At 48.5% G+C, this 17,724-nt stretch carries 16 protein-coding genes and 3 tRNA genes; 8 read left to right on the forward strand and 11 right to left on the reverse strand.

Annotated elements, in window-relative coordinates:
* Positions 1–246 precede the first annotated feature (246 nt).
* From ACTQ53_RS13470 to lon, 10 genes are all read right to left on the reverse strand, one after another.
* A complete protein-coding gene (locus ACTQ53_RS13470; protein ID WP_295346860.1) occupies positions 247–687 on the reverse strand; it encodes an Hsp20/alpha crystallin family protein in 441 nt (146 codons plus the stop codon).
* Positions 688–1,105: 418 nt separating this feature from the next.
* A complete protein-coding gene (locus ACTQ53_RS13475) occupies positions 1,106–2,389 on the reverse strand; it encodes a dicarboxylate/amino acid:cation symporter (RefSeq protein ID WP_441933489.1) in 1,284 nt (427 codons plus the stop codon).
* A gap of 38 nt (positions 2,390–2,427) precedes the next feature.
* Complete coding sequence (locus ACTQ53_RS13480) at positions 2,428–2,937, reverse strand: HD domain-containing protein (RefSeq protein ID WP_441933491.1); 510 nt, start codon at positions 2,935–2,937, stop codon at positions 2,428–2,430.
* 45 nt (positions 2,938–2,982) lie between these two features.
* Positions 2,983–3,246, reverse strand: a complete 264-nt coding sequence (locus ACTQ53_RS13485; RefSeq protein ID WP_006847444.1) for a GlsB/YeaQ/YmgE family stress response membrane protein — start codon at positions 3,244–3,246, stop codon at positions 2,983–2,985.
* Between the two features lie 98 nt (positions 3,247–3,344).
* Entirely contained in the window at positions 3,345–4,073 is a 729-nt protein-coding gene (locus tag ACTQ53_RS13490) for a sulfite exporter TauE/SafE family protein (RefSeq protein WP_295346862.1), read from the reverse strand.
* Positions 4,074–4,085: 12 nt separating this feature from the next.
* Entirely contained in the window at positions 4,086–4,547 is a 462-nt protein-coding gene (locus ACTQ53_RS13495) for a peroxiredoxin (RefSeq protein WP_441933494.1), read from the reverse strand.
* Between the two features lie 192 nt (positions 4,548–4,739).
* Positions 4,740–6,599, reverse strand: a complete 1,860-nt coding sequence (locus ACTQ53_RS13500) for a DEAD/DEAH box helicase (protein ID WP_294969824.1) — start codon at positions 6,597–6,599, stop codon at positions 4,740–4,742.
* Between the two features lie 23 nt (positions 6,600–6,622).
* A complete protein-coding gene (locus ACTQ53_RS13505; protein ID WP_441933526.1) occupies positions 6,623–7,774 on the reverse strand; it encodes an LptF/LptG family permease in 1,152 nt (383 codons plus the stop codon).
* A 208-nt stretch (positions 7,775–7,982) separates the two neighbouring features.
* The gene (gene tgt / locus ACTQ53_RS13510; protein ID WP_264949804.1) at positions 7,983–9,110 is read right to left on the reverse strand and encodes a tRNA guanosine(34) transglycosylase Tgt; all 1,128 of its coding nucleotides are present in this window, start codon (positions 9,108–9,110) and stop codon (positions 7,983–7,985) included.
* Between the two features lie 2 nt (positions 9,111–9,112).
* Complete coding sequence (gene lon, locus ACTQ53_RS13515) at positions 9,113–11,572, reverse strand: endopeptidase La (protein WP_294969815.1); 2,460 nt, start codon at positions 11,570–11,572, stop codon at positions 9,113–9,115.
* A gap of 220 nt (positions 11,573–11,792) precedes the next feature.
* Between lon and ACTQ53_RS13520 the strand changes: the two genes are divergently transcribed.
* A complete protein-coding gene (locus ACTQ53_RS13520) occupies positions 11,793–12,593 on the forward strand; it encodes a tRNA1(Val) (adenine(37)-N6)-methyltransferase (RefSeq protein WP_441933497.1) in 801 nt (266 codons plus the stop codon).
* 128 nt (positions 12,594–12,721) lie between these two features.
* On the opposite strand, the gene ACTQ53_RS13525 is transcribed toward ACTQ53_RS13520, so the two are convergent.
* Positions 12,722–13,762, reverse strand: a complete 1,041-nt coding sequence (locus ACTQ53_RS13525; protein WP_441933499.1) for a diacylglycerol/lipid kinase family protein — start codon at positions 13,760–13,762, stop codon at positions 12,722–12,724.
* A 194-nt stretch (positions 13,763–13,956) separates the two neighbouring features.
* Here ACTQ53_RS13525 and spt point away from each other — a divergent pair, with 194 nt between their 5' ends.
* The 7 genes from spt to ACTQ53_RS13560 all read left to right on the forward strand — a co-directional run bounded on the left by spt (position 13,957) and on the right by ACTQ53_RS13560 (position 17,689).
* On the forward strand, positions 13,957–15,147 hold the full coding sequence (spt, locus tag ACTQ53_RS13530; RefSeq protein ID WP_294969807.1) for a serine palmitoyltransferase: 1,191 nt from the start codon (positions 13,957–13,959) through the stop codon (positions 15,145–15,147).
* 230 nt (positions 15,148–15,377) lie between these two features.
* Positions 15,378–15,451 (forward strand) — tRNA-Pro (locus ACTQ53_RS13535).
* A 36-nt stretch (positions 15,452–15,487) separates the two neighbouring features.
* Positions 15,488–15,561, forward strand: a tRNA-Pro gene (locus tag ACTQ53_RS13540).
* A 39-nt stretch (positions 15,562–15,600) separates the two neighbouring features.
* Positions 15,601–15,674: transfer RNA gene (locus tag ACTQ53_RS13545), tRNA-Pro, on the forward strand.
* A 78-nt stretch (positions 15,675–15,752) separates the two neighbouring features.
* Positions 15,753–16,319 (forward strand): AAA family ATPase, encoded by a 567-nt coding sequence (locus tag ACTQ53_RS13550; RefSeq protein ID WP_441933501.1) that lies wholly within the window; start codon positions 15,753–15,755, stop codon positions 16,317–16,319.
* A 237-nt stretch (positions 16,320–16,556) separates the two neighbouring features.
* A complete protein-coding gene (locus ACTQ53_RS13555; RefSeq protein ID WP_294969804.1) occupies positions 16,557–16,988 on the forward strand; it encodes a CidA/LrgA family protein in 432 nt (143 codons plus the stop codon).
* Positions 16,985–17,689: an LrgB family protein gene (locus ACTQ53_RS13560; protein WP_218417071.1), complete on the forward strand. Its 705-nt coding sequence runs from the start codon at positions 16,985–16,987 to the stop codon at positions 17,687–17,689. The genes ACTQ53_RS13555 and ACTQ53_RS13560 overlap by 4 nt, the downstream gene beginning before the upstream one ends.
* Positions 17,690–17,724 lie beyond the last annotated feature (35 nt).

The following is a 17,724-nucleotide window of genomic DNA, read 5'->3' on the forward strand; positions in this document are numbered from 1 at the left end:
TTTGTCTCAGCAACCATCCAAGATATATAGATGGTTGCCAAGCCTCTGTGTCCCTTATATAAAAACATTATAAAGCCTTTAGATAGAGCTCGTTATCCCGAACTGAGGTATATAATATGTATATATATATGAGAACCGGCACAAAAAAAGGGCTAGTCCCATTATCAGGACTAGCCCTCCGTTTTAATTATTTTCTAGGGTGCAATGAAATGTCATCCAAAAAGCTGCTTAGCACGTTATGAGTGATTACTTTACCTCAATGTGCTTAACATCGTCTTTCTTCTCCTCCTTGGCTACCTTAGGAATCTCAATCTTCAAGACACCATCGCTGACCTCAGCAGAAATCTTCTCGTGGTTGGCATCCTCAGGTAAAGCATAGCTCTGAGAGTAGCTGCTGTAAGAGAATTCACGACGCAGGTAATGCTCTTCCTTCTTTTCCTCCTTCTTCTCGTTCTTGTTCTCGATAGATACATTCAGATAACCATCCTTATCAATGTTCATCTTGACCATATCCTTCTTCAAGCCAGGAGCTGCAATCTCCATTTTGTAAGCTGTAGCATCCTCCTTCACGTTAACAGCAGGAGCTGTGGCGTTCATGTGTGGCATCAATTCTGTATCGAAGAAGTTGTCATTAAACCAACTATTCAACCAATTTGAAACACTATTATTTCTACGAGCTAACAACATAATGTAAAACCTCCGAATTTTATTTTTCTCGTCCTCTCTTCGCCTTCCGGCTCTGTCGGGATTTCTAATTGTTTATTAATTTATCCTTTTTCTTAATGAACGCTTCGGCTTTCGGGACTCAAGGATTTCGAGAAACCCTCAAATGCCATTGCTTAGGGTTCTTAACGTTCCCCTTGCCCTTTCGGCTTCCGCTTTCATCTTATGTATTAGCAAGTTATGTGCCAGGTGAATTTTTATATCAGGAGTGAACGGTTTTTGCCAGAACTGGCAATAAATGCTGCAAAAGTGGCATCAAAGTATAATTAATTTAATCATTTCTGCCAAAATGTTCCGTTTTCCCTCCTCAGTTGTTCCCGTCTGTTGCTTGAAGAACGAATGTATGTTAAACTTTTAATGAGAATACTTTTTCAAGTGGACTCTATCCTTTCAAGTCCTTATCCACCATGGCGCAGACACAAGAGTCTGACCATACATTCTCTGCCGTCTCTACCATGTCGATAATGGTATAGATTGGCAGGATGATACCCATGATGCCGATAGGAGCATTGATGCCGGACATCAGAGATAGGGTCAGAAAATAACATCCCATCGGCACTCCTGCATTACCCACTGCTGAGATAACTGAAATGAAGAGCCAGAGAATCATCGTAGTCCAAGGTAAAGGCATTCCTCCATTCTGCATCAGGAATAAGGAAGTTACGAGGATAAAGGCAGCGCAACCATTCATGTTGATGGTAGTACAGATAGGCAATACGAAGCGGGAAACCTGATTGGAAACTCCCAGTCTATCTTCTGCTGTCTGCATCGTCACCGGCAACGTAGCAGCAGAACTCTTTGTAAACAGAGCCATTAATACTGCCGGCATCATCTTTCCCAATGTACGCACAGGATTCAAGCCTCTTGCCAAGAGGAAGAGCGGGAGAATGATGAAGAATTGAATGACATTACCTCCCAGGATAACAGCTACGTACTTTCCTAGAGAAGCCATCACGATACCCGCAGAGAACTGGGCAGAGAGTTGTGCTGCAAAGGCAACGATACCCAGAGGCAGAGCCCAGATTAATCCATGAATCAGCAAGAAAAGCAAATCCTGTAATCCAAACAATCCCTTCATCACGACTTCTTTCTTATCGCTTGATGGCATTTTGGTTAAAGCAATACCTGCAGCTGCAGCCAAAATCAAGATGGAGAGTACATTTCCTTCGGCAAACGGCTTGATGATGTTGTTGGGTATTACCCCAAGAATATGGTCATAATAGCTGGTTTCTCCCAGCTTTTGGGGAACATCTGCCATACCGCTCTGTACCAAGGCTGTAGGTAAATTGCCTGGAGAAACGATGTTGTAGAGCACCAGTCCCACTGCTGCAGCTGCTATCGTCGTGAGTAGGGTGTAGGTGATGGCGTGGCGGAATATCTTACCGGTATCTGCCTGGTTGCCCAAGGATGCCAGGGTTGTGATGACTGCCAAGGCTATGGTTGGTACTGCTAGAAGTTGGAATAAGCGGGTATAGACCGTGGCGATGAAATTCATCAGGCCATCCAGCCAGCTGATGCCGAACATACCTAAGACTGCGCCTACTATCAAAGCGCCAATCCATAGTGCCAACTGCCGGGTTTGCTTATTTTTCACTCCTTTTTGCTTACTGCTGCCAGCATTGCTATCCGGCTGTCTATTTCCCATATCATTTATTGTTTTTCCCATGATTTTAAATTATTATTTTTTAGACAAAAGTATTCTCCTTATTCCAGTCCCCACATATCATTCAGCATTCTGATGGCTGACTCCGAGCGAAATACATGGTCGCGGAAGGTGATGATGCCTTCGGGAGCAAGGTGGTCTTCGAAGGAATTGACCAGGAAATCTGCTTCAAGCAGAATGCGGTGGTCGAGGCTGGTAACATCTTTATAAGTATGATGATGGGCAATGAGCCAGCAGATTCTTTCTGTCTGCGCAGCTGTGAATCCATCTACTTCTGACAGTACTTTTCTTGCCTCATCAGGACCCAGTTCTTCCTGATGCTTGCCATCGCAGTTTCTGTATCTGGCTTCTGAAACATGAATGCCTACATCGTGAAGAATGGCTGCTGCTTCGAGCACGAAGAGGTCTTCCTGGTTCATTCCCTCTGCTATCGCAATCATACGGGCAAAGTCGTGCACCTTTACGAAATGCTGGATGCGTGGCGCATCGCCACCATCGTATTTTATCATCGCCCTCATCAGACTGGCGAGTATCAAATCCTTATTTGTCATTATCTTATGTCTTTAAACCAATATTTATATCTACTTGATGGGATGTTAATCGAAAAGCTTCTTCCAAATCCACAATACCGCTATGGCACCAATGACACAGAAGATGAAATTGGTAAGATAACCTTTGCCAAACAACTCAATGTTCAGCAGACTGCTGATGATGGCACCGGCATAACTGCCTACAATACCTATGAAGAGATTCATACAACATCCTTTTCCTTCACCGCTCATAATGCGGTTGGCAATATAGCCAATGAAAATACCAGTAAGGATTGGCCACGCTGTGAAATCTGCAATATGTTCTAACATACTCTTTAAATTTTAAACTTTATCTTTTAGCATAAAATGCTTATTTATAACTCTATCTTTTTGCAAAGTTCTGCTATTTATGTGTGCCTGACAGAGGGTTACGCCCCCAGAAGGAAGGTTAATCCGCTGATTCCGATATAGGTATAGATGATGTATTTGAGCAGGGAACCGCTGAGGTGCTTGAATACCCAGGAGCCTATCAGGTTGCCGATGAAGACTCCGGCTATTCCGTAGATATAACCTATGGAGACCGTGGTGGTGAAGAAACCGTTGTAGGCTCTTGCCAGTGTCATTATCAGATTGCCTGCCAGGAAATAGGTCTGCGTCATCGCCAGATAGCGATCCTTGTCGGGCTCTGAACTGACAAAATAGAGCACGGCTGGTGGTCCCTGCATACCGAAGAATCCTCCCATCAGTCCGCTCAATGTTCCTGCCGTAACCTGCACGGGCAGCGTAGTCTTTACCTTGATGCGCTTGCTGAAGAAGGCGAAGTAGATGCTCACGATTATCAGAGTAATACCGAGCAATATGTTCAGTATGTGATATTCCATCCGCTTGAGCACGAAGATGGCTCCGATGGAGATGATGATGAAGGTGAACAGAATGGGCAGCAGCCGTCTCCAGGTGATGTACTTGTATTTCTGAATGACGATGATCAGGGAGGTTGTCATCGCCAGGATGCCAGAGAGGGTTGTTGCCTCACCGTATGAGGGCATGATGGAGGGGAGCATCGTCATGATGAAGATGCCAAAGCCGAAGCCAGTAGTGCGTTGTACAAAACTGGCTCCGATGCTCAACAGAAAAAGTTCGATGACAAAATTGTCCATTCTGCTGTAGGCTTATTGATGGATGTAATCCAGAATCTGCTCAGCATGAATCTTGGTCTTGATCTCCTTTGGAGTGAAAATCTTCTCAATGACGCCTTCTTCGTTGACGATATAAGTGGTGCGGAGGATGCCGATGGTCTTTCTGCCGCAGGTTACCTTTTCGCCCCAGCAGCCGAGTTCCTGCAACAGGGTGGTCTCGGTATCAGCAATAAGAGGGAACTGCAGGCCCTTGGTTTCTGCAAACTTCTTCTGCAGCGCCTGCTTGTCCTTGCTCACGCCGATAATCTCGTAACCGGCTGCTGCCAGTTCCTCCTTATGAGCCTGCAGAGAGCAGGCCTCGGCAGTGCATCCGCTGGTGTTAGCCTTCGGATAACTGTAGAGTACTATCTTGCGACCACGATAGTCGCTTGCCTTGATCTCACGTCCGTCCTGGTCAATGCCAAGAATCTCTGGTATTCTATCTCCTACATTCATAATTTTATATTCTATATTTATTTATATATGTCTTATTGAAATGCAAAGATAATAAAAATAATGCGAACCGATGTGATTCTTATGATTTTTAACACTATTGATGACAGAACTAACGGTTATCGGTGGAAGGAAAACGTAAAAGGCAAAAGCAATCAGGGTTTGAATGCTTTTGCCTTTTTGCGACATGTTATATTACTTCTTGAATCCGAAAATCTTGTTGAAGATTTTCTTTACCACGTTTTCTTTCTTCTGTGGATTTACCACTGGCTCATACTTGCGTGAACCCTGCTTGTCGCCCTTTTTCTGAGCTGAGGCTGGTTTCTGCTGAGGAGCTGCCCCCAGTTTCTGTGGAGCTGCATTCTGCTTCTGCTGGTTGTTTGGATTCTGCTTCTTCTGAGCTACGCCTCTGCCACGACCGTTGCTTCCTGGGCGTACATTGTTTTCTGTACCAGGGCGCTGCTGAGGGTTTGCATTCTCAGCATTGTTACCGTTGTTGCCATTGTTACCATTGCGGCGTTTGTTGTTGTTGCGACGCTTGTTGTTTGGATTGTCGTTGCTTCTTGTCTGTTCGCCTTCCTGGTTTTGTGGATATGGCTTGTTCTGCTGAGGCTTCTTGTTGCCCTGCTTCTGCTGTCCGTTCTGAGCGTCCTTCTTCTGCTGTCCGTTCTGACCGTTCTGCTGAGCCTCACCGTTCTGTCCCTTTCCTTCCTTAGGAGCTTTCTCCTGTCGGTTGTTAGGGTTGTTTGGCTTATGCTTATGAGCAGTCTGCTCGCGGTCTTTCTGGCGTCTGTTTTTAGCTTTGGTCTTTTCGCCGTTCTCATTTCCGCCACGTCCATTGCCCTTGCGTCCGTTTCCGCCCTTGCCTCCACGTCCGCCTTTCTTGCTAGGCTTGTTCAGCTTGATATATTCAGGCCCCTCGCCGCATCCCTCAGGAAGCGGCATCTTCTCTACCACCTTCTCCAGGAACTTCTCAATCTGCTGGAACCAGAACATGTCCTCTTCGTTGACGAAGGTGATGGCTCTACCGTCGCGGTTGGCACGGGCTGTACGACCGATGCGGTGAACGTAATCTTCGGTATCGTGAGGCACGTCATAATTGATAACCATCTCGATGTCGTCGATGTCGATACCACGAGCCACGATGTCGGTAGCCACGAGCACGTCATACTGACCGCTCTTGAACTTGAACATCACATCATCACGCTCAGCCTGCTCCAGGTCTGAGTGCATGGCGCCGCAGTTGATACCGGTCTGCTGGAGGGCAGCAGCCAGCTGCTTCACCTTCATCTTGCTGCCGCTGAATATGATGACACGCTTCATGTCGCCAGCCTTGAAGATATCCTTGATGATGGTCATCTTCTGGGTTTCGTAACATACGTAAGCCTCCTGCTTGATTTTCTCTGCAGGCTTGCTCACTGCGAGCTTGATCTCTACCGGATCCTTGAGCAGTGACTTTGCCAATTCCTCAATCTTCTCTGGCATGGTAGCCGAGAACATGATGGTCTGGCAAGTCTTAGGCAGCTTGGCAGCGATGGTATTGATATCTTCTGAGAAACCCATGTCGAGCATGCGGTCGGCCTCGTCGAGGATGAAGAAGCTTACCTTGCTGAGGTCTACGTTGCCCAGCGAGATGTGGGTGATGAGACGTCCTGGTGTAGCGATGACTACATCGGCACCCATGCGGAGACTCTTCAGCTCCTGATCGTAGCGGTTGCCGTCGTTTCCACCATATACAGCCACGCTGCTCACGTCCTGCAGATAATAGCCGAAGCCCTGCATCGCCTGGTCAATCTGCTGTGCGAGCTCACGGGTAGGCGACATGATGACGCAGTTGATGGCATCCTTAGGATAGCCACCATCATCCAGCTTGCTCAATACCGGCAGCAGATAGGCTGCTGTCTTTCCGGTTCCGGTCTGGGCTACGCCGAGCACATCATGACCTTCCAATATCTCTGGTATACATTTTTCCTGTACTGGGGTGCATGTGTCGAATCGCATATCGTATAATGCGTCGAGCACGTTGTCGTTTAAATCTAATTCGTCGAAATACATTTTCTTTCTTTTTTCAATGTTTATTATCTCGGTGCCTTGCGGTAGCAGAAGTATGCCACGAAGGCGTAAATGATGTTAGGCAACCATGCCGCCAGCATCGGCGGGAAGTTTGCCTGGATGGCGAAGGTGGCGCAGACGGTCTGCAGCATGATATAGCCGAAGCTCAAAGCCAGACCCAGTCCCAGAGCCTTACCCATGCCGCCCTTGCGCTTGCGTGAGGAGAGCGACACGCCGATGATGGTGAGGATGAATGAGGCGAAGGAGGAGGCGATGCGCTTATGATACTCCACCTTGTACTGTACCACATTGCCCGAACCGCGGTTGATCTGCTTGGAGATGTAATCCTTCAGCTCCGGACTGGTAAAGGTTTCCTGCTGTCCCTTGGAGTAGACCAGGTCGGTTGGCTCCATGGTGATGAGCGTATCTTTATTCATTCCGCTCGTAATCTTCTCTTTCATGCCATGCAGTCGGCGTACCTTCCAGTTGGTTAATTTCCAGTGGTATTTGGAGTCGCTGATGGTATCATACTGTATTTCTGATGCCGTCAGGTGGCTCACCAGTTTCTTTTCCTGGAACTTGTCTAGACAGAATCCGTAGCCCCTCTTCAAGTTGTTGTCGTAATGCTGGATGTAGGCTATCACGCCTCGGTCCACCTGCAGCTGCACGTTTTCGGCAGAGGTATTCTTCTTCTTGTTCTTGTACATCGTCTCAAAGTTCTGTCGGATGACCGTGCCGTGCGGAATCACATAGGCAGAGAGCGTGTAGGAGAGTGCCGAGAGGAACATGCAGGTAATCATGTACGGGCGAAGCAGGCGCTTGAACGATACTCCCGATGCCAGCATGGCGATGATCTCGGAATTGCCTGCCAGCTTGGAGGTGAACATGATGACCGCTACGAACACGAACAGCGCACTGAAGAGGTTGGCGAAGTATGGCACGAAGTTGGCATAGTAATCGAAGATGATAGCTCGTGCCGGTGCATGATACTCGGTAAACTTCGACAGGTTGTCGTTGAAGTCGAACACGATGGCAATGGTGATGATGAGCGCTATCGAGAAGAAGTAGTAGCCTACGAACTTCTTGATGATATACCAGTCCAATCGTTTGATGTATCTCAGTGGGTTGAGATACTTGAGCACCTTGAGGAATCGCAGTTTATGCCCAATCCATCGCATGACCTTTCCCATCCAGCTCAGTTTTCTGCCCAGCCATCTGAGGGCAGCGGTGAGCCATCCGAATCTTCGAGCCATGGTTCTGCCGAACTTTAATCTTCTGCGATGTTTTCTGATGTATTTAAAATCTTTCATAAATCAGTATTTTCCGGGAGCAGGAGCCGTCGGGGGCTCCATGCTCCTGAGACTTCTTACTCCTAACTTCAGTAATTTAAATTCTTCTGCCGAGCTGGTCGATGACAGATCGCTTCCACTGTACGAAGTCGCCCTGCTCTATATGCTGGCGTGCATCGGTAACGAGTCGCAGATAGAACGAGAGGTTGTGGATGCTGGCTATTTGCATCGCCAGGAGTTCCTGTGCCTTGAAGAGGTGGTGCAGGTATGCCTTGCTGGTAATCTGGTCGATTTCGCATCCGTCCGGATCCACTGGGCTGAAGTCCATCTCCCATTTTTTGTTGCGCATGTTCATGGTGCCGTTGTAGGTGAAGAGCATCGCGTTTCTTCCGTTGCGGGTTGGCATCACGCAGTCGAACATGTCTACGCCTCGCTCGATGGCTTCCAGGATGTTCTGAGGGGTACCCACGCCCATCAGGTAACGTGGCTTGTCCTTTGGCAGGATTTCGTTCACCACTTCTATCATCTCATACATCACCTCGGTAGGTTCGCCTACAGCCAGACCTCCGATGGCGTTGCCGTCTGCTCCCTTGTCTGCGATAAACTTGGCTGCCTCGCGGCGGAGCTCCGGGAAGGTGCAGCCCTGTACGATAGGGAAGAGGCTCTGATGGTAGCCGTAGAGCGGTTCGGTCTCGTTGAAGCGCTTCAGGCAGCGGTCCAGCCAGCGCTGGGTCAGTTCAAGACTCTTCTTGGCATACTGGAAGTCGCTCTGTCCCGGAGGGCATTCGTCGAAAGCCATCATGATGTCGGCACCGATGATGCGCTCCGTATCCATCACGTTTTCCGGTGTGAAGAAGTGCTTGCTTCCGTCGATGTGTGAGCGGAATTCGCAACCTTCCTCCTTCAGCTTGCGGATGCCCGTGAGCGAGAATACCTGGAAGCCGCCGCTGTCGGTGAGGATAGGGCGGTCCCAGCCGTTAAACTTGTGCAGTCCGCCTGCAGCCTTGATTACTTCAAGTCCCGGACGCAGATAGAGGTGATAGGTATTGCCCAGGATGATCTGAGCCTTCACCTGCTTTTTGAGTTCCTCGAAGTGTACACCTTTCACGCTGCCCACCGTTCCTACTGGCATGAAGATAGGAGTCTTGATCTGTCCGTGGTCGGTGGTGATGATGCCGGTGCGTGCATCGCTAGCCTTATCTGTTACTTGTAATTCAAATTTCATTTTTAATTCTTTTTGTCATTTTCTGGAATGGTGAAGTCGATAGGGTGCTTTACCTTTTCATCGGTGAGGGCAAATTCCCATACGTCGGCCACGTCTTCTACATAGTGGAAGGATACGCCCTTAAGATATTTTGCCGGAATCTCTTCGATGTCCTTGCGGTTGTCCTTGCAGATTACGATGTCGGTGATGCCGGCGCGCTTGGCTGCAAGTATCTTCTCCTTGATGCCGCCTACTGGCAGAACCTTTCCGCGCAGGGTGATTTCGCCCGTCATGGCTGTGTTCTTGCGAACCTTGCGCTGGGTGATGGCCGAGGCGATGCTGGTGGCGATGGTAATACCTGCCGACGGACCGTCTTTCGGAGTGGCTCCTTCCGGTACGTGGATGTGGAGATTCCAGTTCTCGAAGATGCGGTAGTCTGCGCCCAGCAGGTCGATGTGCGACTTGATGTATTCCAGGGCGATGACTGCCGACTCCTTCATCACGTCGCCCAGATTGCCGGTAAGGGTCAGCTTGCCTGCCTTGCCACGGCTCAATGAGGTCTCGATGAAGAGAATCTCGCCGCCCACAGAGGTCCACGCCAGTCCGGTTACCACTCCGGCATAGTCGTTGCCCTGATAGATGTCGCGGTTGAATGGGGGATTGCCCAGGAGTTCCTTCACCTCGTCCATGCCGATGGTAGGATGCTCCAGCTTGCCGTCACATGCCATCTTGTATGCCACCTTTCTCAGGCACTTGTTGATCTGCTTCTTCAGCTGTCTTACTCCGCTTTCGCGTGTATAGTGCTCGATGATGCATTCCAGGGCAGCCTTGTTGAAGCTGATTTTCTCCTCCTGCTTGTCAAGACCGTTGTTCTCCAGTTCCGTAGGTACCAGGTGGCGCTTGGCTATTTCTATCTTTTCCTCGGTAATGTATCCGCCCACTTCTATCAGCTCCATACGGTCGAGCAATGGGCGTGGAATGCTTCCCAGGTCATTGGCTGTTGCGATGAAGAGAACCTTCGAGAGGTCGTAGTCGGCATCCAGATAGTTGTCGTGGAAGGCGTTGTTCTGTTCCGGGTCCAGCACTTCGAGCAGAGCCGATGCCGGGTCGCCCTGGAAGTTGTTCTTGCCCACCTTGTCTATCTCGTCGAGGATGAAGACAGGGTTGCTGCTGCCAGCCTTCTGGATGTTCTTGATGATGCGTCCTGGCATGGCTCCGATATAGGTGCGGCGATGACCGCGTATTTCTGCCTCGTCGTGCAGACCGCCCAATGACATGCGCACGTATTTGCGCTTCATGGCGTCGGCGATGCTCTTGCCGAGACTGGTCTTTCCAACTCCCGGAGGACCGTAGAGGCAGAGTATCGGACTCTTCTGTCCGCCGTTCAGTGCTCTTACAGCCAGGTATTCCAGGATGCGCTCCTTCACCTTTTCCATGCCGTAGTGGTCACGGTTCAGTATTCTCTTGGCGCGCGACAGACTCAGGTCGTCCTCGGTATATTCATTCCACGGCAGGTCTACCATGGTCTGCAGGAAGCTTATCTGTATGGAGTAGTCTGGACTTTGCGGATGGATGGTGTCCAGCTTGGCAAGTTCCTTCTTGAATATCTTCTGAGTGGCCTCGTTCCAGTTCTTTCCTTTGGCTTTCTCTATGATTTCCTTTCTCTCCGGTCTTCCGTCTCCATCTCCCAGTTCCTTTCTGATGTTTCTTATCTGCTGTTTCAGGAAGTATTCCTTCTGTTCCTCGTCCAGGTCATAGCGGGTCTTCATGCTGATTTCGTTCTGCAGGTGGAGCAGTTTCGATTCCTTGTGCAAAGCCCTGAGGGCTTCCAGCAGACGGTCGTTCAGTGTGTCCTGTTCCAGCATCTTCATCTTGTCTTCGATGCTGAAAGGGATGGCGCTGCAGATGAAGTTTCCCTGGATGGTGCTATGCGACATCTCGTTGATGGCATAAGCCAGGTCGGTAGGGATATTATCGTTGGCGTTGATATAGCTGATGGTTTCCTTCAGGAGTGTCTGGTGGATGGTTGGGAAATCGGTATCGTTTTCCGCTGGCCATATTTCCGGCAGACTGGTTACGCTGGCGCTATAGTATGGAGTGGTTTTCTCGATTTTCTCCAGGTGACATCTGCTCAGGCACTGGATGATGATGGTCTGGTTGCCCGAACCGTCAGGCATGTTGATTACCTTTACGAGTTTGGCGAAGACACCGGTATCATAAAGGTCGGCTTCCTTTGGATGGTCTTCATCCTTGTTCTTCTGGCAGAAGACGCAGAAGATGGTATTTGGCTTGTTAGCCAGTTTTTCTGCCAGATTCTTGCTGGCAGCTCTCCCCACGACGATAGGGATGAGCACAGTAGGAAAGGCAACGAGCTCTCTGGTGCAGAGCATCGGATAGATTCCTGCCGGATTTTCTGTGAGCAATGAGCTTGGATCGCCCTCGAAATCGGCAAACATTTGTATCTGAGTTTCGTTTCTTTTCATTTCTTTTATCGAATTCTTATTTTTAAGGTGCAAAGTTACTCATTTTTTTGCGAATTCGTGTAGAAGTATAGATTATTTAATAAATAAAAGCCGATTTATCTCCGTTATGAGTGACAAAAGACAGTCTTTTTCCCGATATTTTACAATATATGGCACTGTTGCACGTTATTATCTCTGAAATGGATAGTTTTGGAAAATAAAAAATAACGAGAGAAGATTTATGGCTGGATTTACATTTAAACAGTTTGAAATACAGCAGGATCGCTGTGCGATGAAGGTGGGCACCGACGGGGTGCTGCTGGGTGCATGGGCTGAGGGTGGACAACGTATACTCGACATTGGGTCGGGTACGGGACTTATCTCGCTCATGATGGCGCAGCGTTTCCCTGAGGCTCAGGTTTGGGGAATAGATATTGATCCGGATGCCTGCATGCAGGCTAGGGAGAATGTGGCAGCCAGTCCTTTTGCCGACCGGGTAGGGATAGCGTGCTGCGCCTTGCAGGATCTTTCTGAAGAACATCTGTTGAGGGGACAGGATGAAAGGATGGAAATGGGGAATGGCAAGGTGATGAAGGAGGATGAGAAAATGATGGAAAAGTCGGAAGCGGCTAGGGCTGACGGAATACTTTTCGATGCGATAGTAAGCAATCCGCCTTTCTTTGTGAATGGGTTGAAAAATCCTGACAGTAAGCGCGCGATGGCTCGGCATTCTGACAGTCTGCCGTTTCCGGTTCTGATGAAGGGTGTCAGGCGATGGCTTTCCGATGAGGGCGTGTTCTCTGCGATAGTGCCAGCCGATGTGCTGGAGTCTTTTGTTTCAGAAGCCTATTGCTCAGGACTTTCAATTGTCCGACAGTGTGGTGTGAAGACGGTGGAGCTCAAGCAGCCCAAGCGCTATCTTGTTGCCTTCTCCAAGCGTCGTGCGGGCATGATGGATAAGTGCACGGAAATCATGACGGATTCTGAAGGAAACCGCTCTGAATGGTATGCGAAAATTACGGAAGAATTTTATCTGGAATAGTGGTTGCTTAGTAGTGATTCATTATTAGTGAGTAGTGATTATTTAGTAGTGATTAGTGGGTAATTGCACAGGGATGATGTCAACCCGCAGGCAAATTAATCACTACTCACTACTCTTTAATCACAATATCAAAGGTTCAGTTTCCTTTGCACCATTTTGCTGATGGCTTCCACCTTCTTGCTCTGTCGTTGGATGTCCTTTTGGATATCGTCGCGCACGGCATTCAGGTCGTTGAAGAACTCGGCAATGCCATTCTGTATCATGTTTGGCTTGCGTACGCTCTTGTCAGCAAACGGGTTAACTACCATCTTGATGCCTTTTTCTTCAAGATGAACATCTATTTCGGCTCCCGTCATAACCGGATCGCCGTCATAGTGTATCACGCCAGGCTGGCTTCTCGTGATATGCAACTTCTTACAACGGAACGATTTGATTTTCGAGTTTTTGTCGAGTGTCTTGTTGAACATGTCGAAACTGACCTGCGGAGCCTCAATCACATCGAACGGCTCCATGATGACAACGTCTATCAGTCCGTCGCTCATCGAAGCCTGTGGGGCAATATAGGCATTGTTGCCATATTGCGATGCGTTGGCACAGGAAATCAGGAACGCCTTGTATTGCTTGGTTCCCGTCTCGTCTTCCAGCGTATACGTCTCCGGCTCATACTTCAGTCCTTCTCTCAGTATGTTTTCAGCATAGCTGATAGGTCCCCGTTTTCCACTCTCTGCAAACTTCATGCTGACGAAGGCGTCGAAGCCCATGCCGCAGGTGCAGAAGAATGGATGACCGTTGATGACGCCATAGTCGAGGTCGTGAATCTTGCATGCGTTGATTACCTCGATGCTCTTCTTCAGGTTCATCGGCAGGAGAAGATGGCGTGCCAGTCCGTTGCCCGAACCGCAAGGCAGAATGCCAAGGGCCGTGTCCGAATGAACCAGCGAACGGGCTACTTCGTTGACGGTCCCATCACCGCCTACTGCCACTACGATGTCAGCGTGATTGTTCTTAGCCTCTGTAGCCAGTTCCGATGCATGTCCTGCTCTTTCAGTCAATTTTATCTCGTACTCAAAAAGCTCTTTGTCCAAAGTTGAATCTATCAGATTCGGAATGCCAGCCTTGCTGGCTGTTCCCGAAATGGGATTCATGATGAATATTATCTTTTTCTTCATTTTTGTGTCAAGAGTTTAGTGATTTTGTACTGCAAAAGTAATAAAAATACCTAAAATGGCAAGATTTATCATTAAAAAAAACGCTAAAAATAAACTTTCTTAGGAAAATAGCGGATTTATTAGTCTTTTTTTGTATCTTTGCACCCTGAAATGTAGAAAAATAAAAAATCGAAAATAAAGTACACCTATTAATAATGGGACAATTACAAGAAAGATACAAGAATTATCGTGAACCACAGAAGTATATGGCTGCCGGTGTGTATCCATATTTCCGTGAAATCACAAGTAAGCAGATGACCGAGGTTACCGATATTGACGGTCACAAGATTTTGATGTTCGGTTCTAATGCTTATCAGGGTTTAACCAACGATCAGCGCGTTATCGATGCAGCTAAGGCTGCGCTCGACAAGTACGGTTCTGGCTGTGCAGGAAGCCGCTTCCTCAATGGTACCCTCGATTTACATGTGCAGCTCGAGAAAGAGCTCGCTGAGTTTATGGGTAAGGATGAGACATTGTGCTTCTCTACTGGTTTCTCTGTGAACCAGGGTGTGTTGGCATGTGTGGTAGGTCGTAACGACTATATCATCTGTGATGATCGCGACCACGCTTCCATCGTAGACGGTCGCCGTCTCTCTTTCGCTACCCAGCTTCACTACAAGCACAACGATATGGAAGATCTGGAGCGTGTGCTCTCTAAGCTTCCTGAGGATGCTATCAAGCTCATCGTTGTGGATGGCGTGTTCTCTATGGAGGGCGATTTGGCTAACTTGCCTGAGATCGTAAAGCTCAAGCATAAGTACAACTGCTCTATCATGGTAGACGAGGCTCATGGCCTTGGCGTATTCGGCAAGCAGGGACGTGGCGTTTGCGACCACTTCGGTCTGACCGATGAGGTAGACCTCATCATGGGTACCTTCTCAAAGAGCTTGGCATCTATCGGCGGTTTCATCGCATCAGACAAGGATACCATCAACTTCCTCCGTCACAACTGCCGTACCTACATCTTCAGTGCATCCAATACTCCAGCAGCTACAGCAGCAGCGCTTGAGGCACTCCACATCATTCAGAATGAGCCAGAGCGTTTCGAGAATCTCTGGGATGTTACCCACTATGCATTGAAGCGTTTCCGTGAGGAAGGTTTCGAGATTGGTGAGACAGAGAGTCCTATCATTCCTCTTTACGTACGCGATGCAGAGAAGACCTTCGTGGTTACCAAGATGGCGTATGATGCAGGTGTGTTCATCAACCCTGTTATCCCTCCAGCATGTGCTCCTCAGGATACATTGGTACGTTTTGCCCTCATGGCTACTCACACAAGAGACCAGGTTGAGCAGGCTGTCCAGATTTTGAAGAAGATTTTCGTAGAAGAGGGAATCATCAAGTAGTATGTATTGAGCAATCATATATATTATATATAATAAGGTATATAGGGCGATTTCGGTATGAAGTTGCCCTATATTCGTATATAAAGGCAGGCGAACAGAGGGAAAAGAATCTTTTTTAGAAAAAAGTTATTCAAAAATTTGGTGAAACAAAAAAAATGTTGTACCTTTGCAGCCGCAAATCAGAAATGATACTTGCCCTAAATGATAAGAGGTTATCATAGAGAAAAAGACGGGGTGTAGCGCAGCCCGGTAGCGCTCCTGTTTTGGGAACAGGTGGTCGCAGGTTCGAATCCTGTCGCCCCGACATTTCTCTCAGATAGTCCTTGGGTAGGTTTAGAAGCGGGGTGTAGCGCAGCCCGGTAGCGCTCCTGTTTTGGGAACAGGTGGTCGCAGGTTCGAATCCTGTCGCCCCGACTTCAAATCATTGCTTCTGGTTATCGCTTCTATTGTTAGCGGGGTGTAGCGCAGCCCGGTAGCGCTCCTGTTTTGGGAACAGGTGGTCGCAGGTTCGAATCCTGTCGCCCCGACTTCGAGAAAGCTAAGAAGAGTCAAATCTTCTTAGCTTTCTTGGCATATATAGGTTTTGGTTTAATAGTTTTAGAGTTATGATTATTACGATTGCGCGCCAATGTGGATGTGGCGCTGTTCATGTGGGCAAGTTGCTGGCTGAACATTATGGCATCCCTTTCTATACCCGTAAGACTTTGATGGATATGGCACGGGAGCATGGGGTGCTTGATGAGATGGAGTCGTTCTTTGATGAGCGTCCGGTAGACGAGCTGCTCTTTGCCATGTCTTCCCTGGGTGAGCCTCAGAAGGCGCTCACCGAAAAGCCGATTCAGGTATTGACGGATATGATTGGGCAGGAGAACTGCATCATCATCGGTCGTTGCGGCAATTATATCTTCCGCGACCGCAAGGATCTCGTTTCGGTGTTCCTGAAGGGCAATCTTGAGAAGCGCATTGCGAATATCCGCCATGAGGAAGGTCTGGGAAGACTGGAGGCTGAGGAGTTCGTGGAGCATGCGGATGACTGCCGCATCGCCTATCATAAGTATTATACCGGGCTTACCTGGGGCAATGCCGATGACTATGACATCTGCCTCGATACCGTGCGCCTGGGGGCAGAAAAGACTGCCAGCATCATTGAACAGTATATAGGGTTGTTGTAAGAGAGAGGTTTGCTTTTGGGCTTCCTGCTGGCCTTTCCTGGGGAGGGAATCCGATGGAATCGGATTCAACGGTGGCTCAGGGGGGCATGGGTAATCATAAAGCTCAAAGCTCAAAGCTCAAAGCTCAAAGCTCAAAGCTCAAAGCTCAAAGCTCAAAGTTCAAGGTTCAAAGCTCAAAGTTCAAGGTTCAAAGTTCAAGGTTCAAAGTTCAAGGTTCAAAGTAAAAAGTAATTCAGGATGAAGTTTTTAATTCAATTTTTGATAATCATAGCGTTCTCTTTTGCGGGAGAACTGCTCCATTTCCTGCTGCCGTTGCCGATTCCTGCCAGTATCTATGGCATTATCTTGCTTTTCGGGGCACTGGAGCTGAAATGGATTAAGGTGAAGGATATTCGTGAGACGAGCAGCTTTCTGATTGCCGTCATGCCGGTGATGTTTATCCCTGCTGCCGTGGGGCTCATCGATTCCTGGCAGGCGATAGGCAATTCGTGGCTGCAGTATATCATTGTGACGGTGGTGAGCACCTTCATCGTGATGGGTGTTTCGGGATGGATTACCCAGATGGTAATCCGCAAGAACCGGATGAAGGCGCAGCAGGAGAAGACTGCTGAAAGCCTTGCAAGTGTAGAAGTTTCAGAAAACAAGACAGAAAAGGAGGCAAAGAAATGATGATGAGTTCTATTTCGCTTTTCCAGGATTCCGTGTTCTTCGGAGTTCTGATTAGTCTGGCATCATACGGTATCGGTATGCTGCTGAAGATGAAGACGGGGTGGTCGCTGATGAATCCCCTTCTCATTGCTATCGTATTGGTAATCTGCGTGTTGCTCCTTACGGGTGTAGACTACAAGACCTATTCTGCCGGTGCCAATATGATCAGCTATCTGCTTACTCCAGCCACCATCTGTCTGGCTGTTCCTCTGTATCAGCAGGTAGAATTGCTCAAGAAGAACTATCGGGCTGTGGTGGCAGGCATCGTGTCGGGTGTCCTTGCCAGTTTGTGCTCCGTATTGCTGCTTGCCCTGCTTTTCCATTTCGACCATGCCTCTTACGTCACCTTCCTGCCTAAGAGCATCACTACGGCGATAGGTATCGGCGTGTCTGAGGAGTTGGGCGGCCATGTGGCTGTGTCAGTGGTAGTTATCATCGTTACGGGTGTGCTGGGCAATATCTTTGCCGAGAAGTTCCTGAAGCTGTTGCGCATCCAGGAACCGATAGCCAAGGGTATCGCCATCGGCTGTTCTGCCCATGCCCTGGGTACTGCCAAGGCGATGGAGATGGGTACCATCGAGGGTGCCATGAGCAGTCTGAGCATCGTGGTCTGCGGTGTGATGACGGTTGTGGGTGCCTCTATCTTTGCCCTGTTCATGTAGAATCAGATGCAATAATATTTCCCTTTTTCCGTTTT

It is taken from the genome of Prevotella sp. Sow4_E9_plate (genome assembly GCF_052116205.1).
Lineage (GTDB): Bacteria > Bacteroidota > Bacteroidia > Bacteroidales > Bacteroidaceae > Prevotella.

Excerpts from the sequence above, each read along its gene's own strand:
- ACTQ53_RS13495 (WP_441933494.1), bottom strand. The coding sequence starts at position 4,547 with ATGAATGTAGGAGATAGAATACCAGAGATTCTTGGCATTGACCAGGAC.
- ACTQ53_RS13560 (WP_218417071.1), top strand. The coding sequence starts at position 16,985 with ATGATGATGAGTTCTATTTCGCTTTTCCAGGATTCCGTGTTCTTCGGA.
- ACTQ53_RS13550 (WP_441933501.1), top strand. The coding sequence starts at position 15,753 with ATGATTATTACGATTGCGCGCCAATGTGGATGTGGCGCTGTTCATGTG.
- ACTQ53_RS13500 (WP_294969824.1), bottom strand. The coding sequence starts at position 6,599 with ATGTATTTCGACGAATTAGATTTAAACGACAACGTGCTCGACGCATTA.
- spt (WP_294969807.1), top strand. The coding sequence starts at position 13,957 with ATGGGACAATTACAAGAAAGATACAAGAATTATCGTGAACCACAGAAG.
- ACTQ53_RS13555 (WP_294969804.1), top strand. The coding sequence starts at position 16,557 with ATGAAGTTTTTAATTCAATTTTTGATAATCATAGCGTTCTCTTTTGCG.
- tgt (WP_264949804.1), bottom strand. The coding sequence starts at position 9,110 with ATGAAATTTGAATTACAAGTAACAGATAAGGCTAGCGATGCACGCACC.
- ACTQ53_RS13525 (WP_441933499.1), bottom strand. The coding sequence starts at position 13,762 with ATGAAGAAAAAGATAATATTCATCATGAATCCCATTTCGGGAACAGCC.
- ACTQ53_RS13485 (WP_006847444.1), bottom strand. The coding sequence starts at position 3,246 with ATGTTAGAACATATTGCAGATTTCACAGCGTGGCCAATCCTTACTGGT.
- ACTQ53_RS13490 (WP_295346862.1), bottom strand. The coding sequence starts at position 4,073 with ATGGACAATTTTGTCATCGAACTTTTTCTGTTGAGCATCGGAGCCAGT.
- lon (WP_294969815.1), bottom strand. The coding sequence starts at position 11,572 with ATGAAAAGAAACGAAACTCAGATACAAATGTTTGCCGATTTCGAGGGC.
- ACTQ53_RS13480 (WP_441933491.1), bottom strand. The coding sequence starts at position 2,937 with ATGACAAATAAGGATTTGATACTCGCCAGTCTGATGAGGGCGATGATA.
- ACTQ53_RS13470 (WP_295346860.1), bottom strand. The coding sequence starts at position 687 with ATGTTGTTAGCTCGTAGAAATAATAGTGTTTCAAATTGGTTGAATAGT.
- ACTQ53_RS13475 (WP_441933489.1), bottom strand. The coding sequence starts at position 2,389 with ATGGGAAAAACAATAAATGATATGGGAAATAGACAGCCGGATAGCAAT.
- ACTQ53_RS13520 (WP_441933497.1), top strand. The coding sequence starts at position 11,793 with ATGGCTGGATTTACATTTAAACAGTTTGAAATACAGCAGGATCGCTGT.
- ACTQ53_RS13505 (WP_441933526.1), bottom strand. The coding sequence starts at position 7,774 with ATGCGATGGATTGGGCATAAACTGCGATTCCTCAAGGTGCTCAAGTAT.